This is a genomic window from Geminicoccus sp. (assembly GCF_035556675.1).
In the GTDB taxonomy this organism is placed as follows: Bacteria; Pseudomonadota; Alphaproteobacteria; order Geminicoccales; family Geminicoccaceae; genus Geminicoccus.
In genome coordinates this window covers 1-6,662 of record NZ_DATMFZ010000240.1, presented here as the reverse complement: position 1 = coordinate 6,662, position 6,662 = coordinate 1, and the positions used below count along the sequence as shown (strand labels likewise).

General features: G+C 69.4%; 7 protein-coding genes. 2 read left to right on the top strand and 5 right to left on the bottom strand.

Annotated elements, in window-relative coordinates; translation table 11 throughout:
* The 4 genes from VNS22_RS17055 to VNS22_RS17040 form a co-directional block, all read right to left on the bottom strand.
* A partial coding sequence (locus tag VNS22_RS17055) for an adenylate/guanylate cyclase domain-containing protein (protein ID WP_325734502.1) occupies nt 1–1,866 on the bottom strand: 1,866 nt, incomplete at its 3' end.
* A 31-nt stretch (nt 1,867–1,897) separates the two neighbouring features.
* Nucleotides 1,898–2,530 (bottom strand): FecR domain-containing protein, encoded by a 633-nt coding sequence (locus VNS22_RS17050; RefSeq protein WP_325734500.1) that lies wholly within the window; start codon nt 2,528–2,530, stop codon nt 1,898–1,900.
* Between the two features lie 92 nt (nt 2,531–2,622).
* Nucleotides 2,623–3,360: a phosphatase PAP2 family protein gene (locus VNS22_RS17045; RefSeq protein WP_325734498.1), complete on the bottom strand. Its 738-nt coding sequence runs from the start codon at nt 3,358–3,360 to the stop codon at nt 2,623–2,625.
* A gap of 3 nt (nt 3,361–3,363) precedes the next feature.
* Nucleotides 3,364–3,969, bottom strand: coding sequence for a DedA family protein (locus tag VNS22_RS17040; RefSeq protein ID WP_325734496.1), 606 nt, complete (start codon nt 3,967–3,969; stop codon nt 3,364–3,366).
* 142 nt (nt 3,970–4,111) lie between these two features.
* Between VNS22_RS17040 and VNS22_RS17035 the strand changes: the two genes are divergently transcribed.
* Both VNS22_RS17035 and VNS22_RS17030 read left to right on the top strand, forming a co-directional pair.
* The gene (locus VNS22_RS17035) at nt 4,112–4,912 is read left to right on the top strand and encodes a glucose 1-dehydrogenase (RefSeq protein WP_325734494.1); all 801 of its coding nucleotides are present in this window, start codon (nt 4,112–4,114) and stop codon (nt 4,910–4,912) included.
* Between the two features lie 90 nt (nt 4,913–5,002).
* Complete coding sequence (locus tag VNS22_RS17030) at nt 5,003–5,875, top strand: dienelactone hydrolase family protein (RefSeq protein WP_325734492.1); 873 nt, start codon at nt 5,003–5,005, stop codon at nt 5,873–5,875.
* Nucleotides 5,876–6,352: 477 nt separating this feature from the next.
* Here the strand turns inward: VNS22_RS17030 and VNS22_RS17020 are convergent, their stop codons facing one another.
* Nucleotides 6,353–6,592 (bottom strand): YgiT-type zinc finger protein, encoded by a 240-nt coding sequence (locus VNS22_RS17020; RefSeq protein WP_325734490.1) that lies wholly within the window; start codon nt 6,590–6,592, stop codon nt 6,353–6,355.
* Nucleotides 6,593–6,662 lie beyond the last annotated feature (70 nt).

Sequence of the window (6,662 nt, the reverse complement as noted above, 5' to 3'; positions counted from 1 at the left end):
CAGCGGCCGCAGCCGGTCCGGCCCCAGAGCCGCCGCCGCGGCCGGACCGATCAGGATCGAGGTGGCGAGCAACTTGTTCTGCCCTTCCAGCCGGACCGCCAAGTTCATGGCCTCGCCATAGGCGGTGTAGTCCAGCCGTGTGCCGAGCCCGACATCGCCCACCACCACGATCCCGCTTTCCAGGCCGATCCGGTTCCGGCCGAAACCCACGGCCTGGGCAGCCGGTTCCGCGCGGAAGCGCTCGGTCCAGGCCAGGATGGCGGTTGCCGCCGCTAGCGCGCGCCGGGGATGGTCCGGCAGGTCCAGGGGCGCGTTGAAGATTGCGTGGACCGCATCGCCCACCAGCTTGTCGATCATGCCGCCATGGTCGACCACGATCCGGACGATGCCTTCCAGGTAGCGGTCGAGCAGCGCGATCAGGTCGGCCGGCGCCAGGCGGCGGGTCAGCGCAGTGAAGTCCTCAAGGTCGGTCGCCAGCACCGTCACCTCGCGCCGCTCGCCCGCGAGCTTCAGCCGCTCAGGGCTGCGTGCCAGGCGCTCGACCACCGCCGGATGCAGGCGACGGCCGAAGCTCTCGCGCAGATGGAGCTCGCGCCGGCGGGTCAGGGAGAGTGCGCCCAACGCGGTGACAGCGAAGGCCGCGGCCGCCACCAGCACCGGCCCCGCCGGGTCGAGCAGCCGGCCCGCCCAGTGCAGCAGCCCACCCGCTGCAGCGAACCAGGCGAGTCCGAAGGCGATCAGCAGGACCAGGCCCGGCATCGGCCCCAGCCGCAGCGCTGCCAGGATCACGAGCCCGGCCAGCATCAGTCCGGCAGCTGGCTCCAGCCAGCGGGCGAGCGGAGCATCCAGCAACACGCGCCCTTGCATGAGTTGCTGGATCGCCTGCGCATGGATGCCGATCGAGGGGCTCAGCGGCTCGAACGCCGTGGCCCGCAGGCCGCCCGATTCGGGGGCGGAGCTGCCGATCAGCACGATTGCCTCCTGCAGCCCATCCGTGTTGCCGGCCAGCACGGCCCGGGCGGACAGCCAGCGCGGCTGGGGTCCGGCCTGCGGCCCGAGGCGGAGGAAGCCGTCGGCGGGCAGCGGCAGCTCGCGGTCACCAACCTCCAGGCGGAGCACGCCGTCCGGCCGGGCCAGGAGACGGTAGGCGCCCGAGCCATAGGCCAGGCGCAGCGTCTCCAGGGCGAGCCCCGGCAGCACCGCCGGACCGGCAGCCACCAGCAGCGGCACGCGGCGCACCCTGCCGTCGGCGTCGCCCGGCAGCGACAGGGCACCCAGTCCCGACGCGGCTGCCGCCAGGACCGGTGCCGGCCCCGTCCCGCCATCGCTCTGCCAGAGCCCCTTCAAATCCGGTTGGCCGGCCACCAGAAAGGGCGGACCCGGCAGATCATCGCTGCCATCCGGATCGAGCACGAAGCCCAATACGGTCGCCGAAGATTCCACGGCATCCGCCAGCAGGAGGTCACCATCCGGCAGCCGCAGGGCGAGTTCGGCCAGTGCCGGGTCCTGCGCTGCCGCCGCGAGCTGGCGGGCCAGGGCCGCGGGCGAGCGTTGGTCCGGCTCGGCGAACAGGATGTCGATCCCGATCGATGCTGGCCCTGCTTCAGCCACCGCCGCCACCAGCCGCGCCATCGTCGCGCGCGGCCAGGGCCAGGGGCCGATCGCCTCCAGGGAGGCGCGGTCGATGTCGACCACGGTGACCGCGAAGGCCGGCTCCGGACGGCCTGCGCCGGTTTCCAGCGGGCCCATGACGAACTGGAGCAGGTCCAGTGCCCGGACTCGCCAGACCGGTGGGGCCAGTGCCTGCACGAGAGCGAGGATCAGGGCACAGAGCAGGCCCGCCAGCGCCGGCGTCCGGTCGGTCATGAGCCATGCATTGGGACAGCAGCGGCCCCGGTCATTCGACGCTGGCGAGCGCAGCCTGGATGCGGGCGGCACCCCATGGGGCGGCCGGGCTCGGCGGATCGCCAGGCCTGGGGATGTTGGTGCCCTCGCCCGGGTCGAGCAGCACGCTCTGTCCAGCCGCCTGCACGGAAACGCGGCCGGTGGCGACGAACACGCCGAACACGTCGTTGCTGGGGCCGGCGAAGAACCGGGTGCCGCGCACCGCGATCAGGGCATAGGGGCTCTGCACGGTGGACCCGATGCTGGGCCCGTTCTCGTCATGCTCCAGCAGCAAGGGACCGGCCTGCAGCTCATAATTGCCGGCCTCGCTCGCCAGGGCGAACCGGTCGATCCGCAGCCGGGCATTGGCACCGAGCGCCAGAGTAGTGCGGCGGCCGAGCCGCAGGCGCAGCCGGGCATCCGCACCGGTCAGTACGAGGTCGCCCAGGTAGAGCGGTGCCTGGACGGCTAGCGGACGGCGGACCCGGCCGCTCTGGGCGAAGGCTTCGCCGCGCAGGCTCTGCACATGGCCGACTCCTGCCGCCTGTGCCTGGGCACGATCCGCCCCTACGGCGGCAACCGCCAGCACGCCCGCCACCAGGCCACGCCTGGGCAGGCCCGAAAATTCCGCCTTCCGGCCATGCATGTCGGCTTCCCGAGAAATCATGCGGCGGACAATGCCATGAGCCGGCCGAGTGCGACCAGTGATCTGGATCGCTTGCGGAGGATCCGTTGCTTTCAGTCCGGTGCCTGCCCATCGGCATCGTGGCCACGGCGATGCAGCCACCAGGCCGCCGTGCCGCACAGCATCGCCCAGGCGGAGCCCACCATCCAGCCCGCCAGCACGTCGGTGGGCCAGTGGACGCCCAGATAGACCCGGCTGGCGCCGATCAGGACGGCCAGCAGCACCGACACCATCATGATGTAGGCCTTGATCCGGCGCTGCTTCTGCACCCGCGCCAGCAGCGCGCCGAGCGTCAGGTAGATCATCGCCGACATCATCGCATGGCTGCTGGGGAAGCTGGAGGTGAACACGTCGACCTGATGCGGCACCAGGTCCGGGCGCACCCGGGCGAAGAACAGCTTCAGCCCGAACGAGACCGCCGTGCCGCCGGCCGCCGAGAGGAGCACCAGGAGTGCGATCGCCTGGCGCCGGATGATCAGGAGGAAGCCGGCCGCGACCAGCGTGACCAGGGCCAGCACGGGCACGCCACCCAGTGCGGTGATGTCGGAAGCGGCCCGCTCGAGCCAGGCGGGCCCGATCGGGTCGGCGAGGTCGGCCGGGTTGCGCAGCGCCAGGAGGATGTCCCGGTCGAACGCCGAGGCATCGCCCTCCAGGGCCTCCTCGGTGACCAGGCCGAACAGCAGCAGGATCGCGGCGATGGCGCACAGCGAGCCCAGCAGCACGAACTCATAGCGGCCGAGCCTGGCCAGGAAGCCCCGCGGCTCGGGTATGCGGGCACTCGTCCAGGCCATGCTCTAGCGCGTGTCCGGCTGCTTGAACGTGATCACCCGCCAAGCATAGATCAGCACCAGTGCCGCGATCACCACGTTCGACACCGGGTTGAGCCAGGCCTCGACCTGGTCGAACCGGCTGCCCAGGACATAGCCGGCGCCAGCCAGGAACGTGGTCCACAGCACGGTGCCGGCGCTCGACCAGGCGAGAAAGGCCACGAGGTTCATGCCGCCGATGCCGGCCGGGACCGAGATGAGGGTGCGGATCGCCGGGATCAGCCGGCCGATGAACACCGAGATTCCGGCATAATGATCGAACCAGTGCTTGGCCTGGTCGACCTCGTCCGGGCTGATCGTCAGCCAGCGGCCATGCGCGCCAGCCCAGCGCTTGAGCCGTTCGAGGCCGACCCAGCGGCCGACATAGTACCAGAACAGGGCGCCCAGCACCGAACCCACGCAGCCAGCGAGGACCACGCCGATCAGGCTCAGCCGGCCCTGGCCTGCCATGTAGCCGGCCATCGGCATGATCAGTTCCGACGGGATCGGCGGGAACAGGTTCTCCAGGAGCATCATGAAGGCGATGCCGGCATAGCCGCTCTGCTCGATGAGCCCGGTCGTCCATTCGAACAAATGGGGTCTCCGCCTCGGGGATCGCCTTCCCAACGGCCTCAGGCGTCAGAGGCTCCGTCGCGGGCCGCGCTTCGGGCTCGCCTGGGATGCAAAGCGCCGCCAAGATGCGGCCGCAACAATCACGAGGGGAGGTGCCGTATCCATGGCCAGCACCGGCAAGACGGTTCTCGACCGTTTCAGGCTCGACGGGAAGAAGGCGATCGTGACCGGCGGCGGCCGCGGCATCGGCCGCGGCATCGTGCTGGCGCTGGCGGAGGCGGGTGCGGACGTCGCGATCATCTACGAGAAGGCGAAGGACCGGGCCGAGCAGGTGCTGGCCGAGGTGCAGGCCATGGGCCGCACCGGCTCCTATGTCCAGCAGGCCGATGTCAGCGTCAGCACCGACGTGCAGCGCATGGCCGAGGAAGCGGAGCGGCGCTTCGGCGAGATCGACATCCTGATCAACAATGCCGGCATCGCGCACAACGCGGCTGCCGAGGACATGACCGAGGTCGAGTGGGAGCGGATGATCCGCATGAACCTCACCTCGGTGTTCCTGTGCTGCCAGGCGGTCGGGCGGCGGATGATCCGGCAGAAGCGCGGCGTGATCGTGAATGTCGGCTCGCTCTCGGCGAAGATCGTCAACTTCCCGCAGAAGCAGGCACACTACAACGCCGCCAAGGCCGGCGTGCACCTGCTGACCAAGTGCCTCGCGGTCGAATGGGCGCCGCACAACATCCGGGTCAACGTGCTGGTACCGGGCTACATCCACACCGAACTGGTCGATCCCATCATCGAGAAGCACGGCGAGATGGTGAAGCAGCACTGGATCGGCCCGTCCGTGCAGAACCGGTTCGGCACGGTCGAGGAACTGGGGGCCGCCACCGTCTACCTCGCTTCGGACGCCTCGACCTTCACCACCGGCGAGGAGATGGTGGTGGACGGCGGCTATACACTGCGCTGAGCCGGGGCCGGCCAGGCCCGCCATTGCGGACATCCAGGCGCGTGCTACAGCTCCGTGGTGATCGTTCTGTTTCTCGAGGGAGAGATGGACATGCAGGGCTTCCAGCCCGATCGGTCCAGCCTGGCACCGAAGCTGGATCCGGACCGGCACGGCTTTGCCGTCACCAGCCTCGCGGCCGGGTTCGCCGCCGCGGTGAGCCCGGTGGCGGCGGCCACCATCACTACCGACACCGGGGGACTGAGTGCCGGCGAGGTGCGCATCCCGGTCCAGGATGGCGAGATCCCGGGCTACCTGGCGATGCCGGCAGGTACCGGGCCGTTCCCGGTGGTGCTGGTGGTCCAGGAGATCTTCGGCGTCCACGAGCACATCAAGGACGTCTGCCGCCGCCTGGCCAAGGCCGGCTATTATGCGATCGCCCCGGCGCTCCATGCCCGGCAGGGCGACGTGTCCGCCATGAGCGACATCCAGCAGATCCTGCGCGACGTGGTGGCCAGGGTGCCGGACGCGCAGGTGATGGCCGACCTGGACGCGACCTTGAGGTTCGCCACCGCCTCGGGTCAGGCGGATGTCCAGCGTTCAGGCATCACCGGCTTTTGCTGGGGCGGGCGGATCGTCTGGCTCTACACGATGCACAACCCCGCACTGAAGGCCGGGGTCGCCTGGTATGGGCGGCTGGTCGGCGACGTGAACGAACTTCAGCCACGCCAGCCGGTCGACATTGCCGGAGAGCTCACCGTTCCGGTGCTCGGCCTCTATGGCGGCAAGGACCAGAGCATCCCTCTGGACACGGTGGAGCGGATGAGGACGGCGCTGACGAAAGGCCGGTCCGGCTCGGAGATCGTGGTCTTTCCCCAGGCCGGCCATGGCTTCCATGCGGATTATCGGCCTTCCTATGACGAAGCCGCGGCCAAGGAAGGCTGGCAGCGGATGCTCGACTGGTTCAAGGCGCACGGCGCCGGCTAGCGCCCGTCAGCTTCAGTAGCCATGGAAGCCGACCGCACCACGGGTGAAGCTCTTGGCCGATCTCGTGCGGCTCCTGCCAGCTTTGCTGGCATCTCTCCGAGAGATCGGGCTTCAGCCCCGATGGCACCGAGGCCTGTGTGACTGCAGGAGGCGCTGGCCGGGCCGTCGCCTTCGGCACCGCCCCAGAACAGGCGCATGAGCTACCACAGGCAATCGGCCTGCTTGCCCGGCTGCCGGGTGGACCACGCTGAGTGGTGGCCGATCGCGGCTACACCAGCCACAGCTTTCATGAGCATGTCTGGAACCTAAAACCTATGACGTCATCATGGATGCTGACTTCACTCGGGATTAGTTCGGGCAGATCTACCACGCGGTCGTCAAAACCTCGCCCAAGCGCTGGAACATCACCAACGCGATCAAACTCAATCCGAAGCTCATGCCACTCGGTGCAATGGCCACTGTTTCGGCAGGCGCCGACTAAGCGGAGCCCGCCGCCCTGCCCTCGTCGATCAGCACGATCTCGTCGCCCGCCTCGCTGTGCTCTTCCAGGGCGGCGACCGCCTCCTCGATCACCTCGTCGGCAAAGCTCTGCTCGCCGCAGTTCCGGCAGCGCCAGGCGGGCACCTGCACGTGCGTCACCATCTGGCCATCGCGGCGGATGGCCATGGTGACGCTGTCGGCGCGCAGGAGACCCGCCTTGCAGCAGGGACAAAGCATCCAGTCACTCCACGATGGTCAGTCCGGCAGCCCGGCAGCAGGCGACCAGCTCGGCATGGCCCATCCGCGC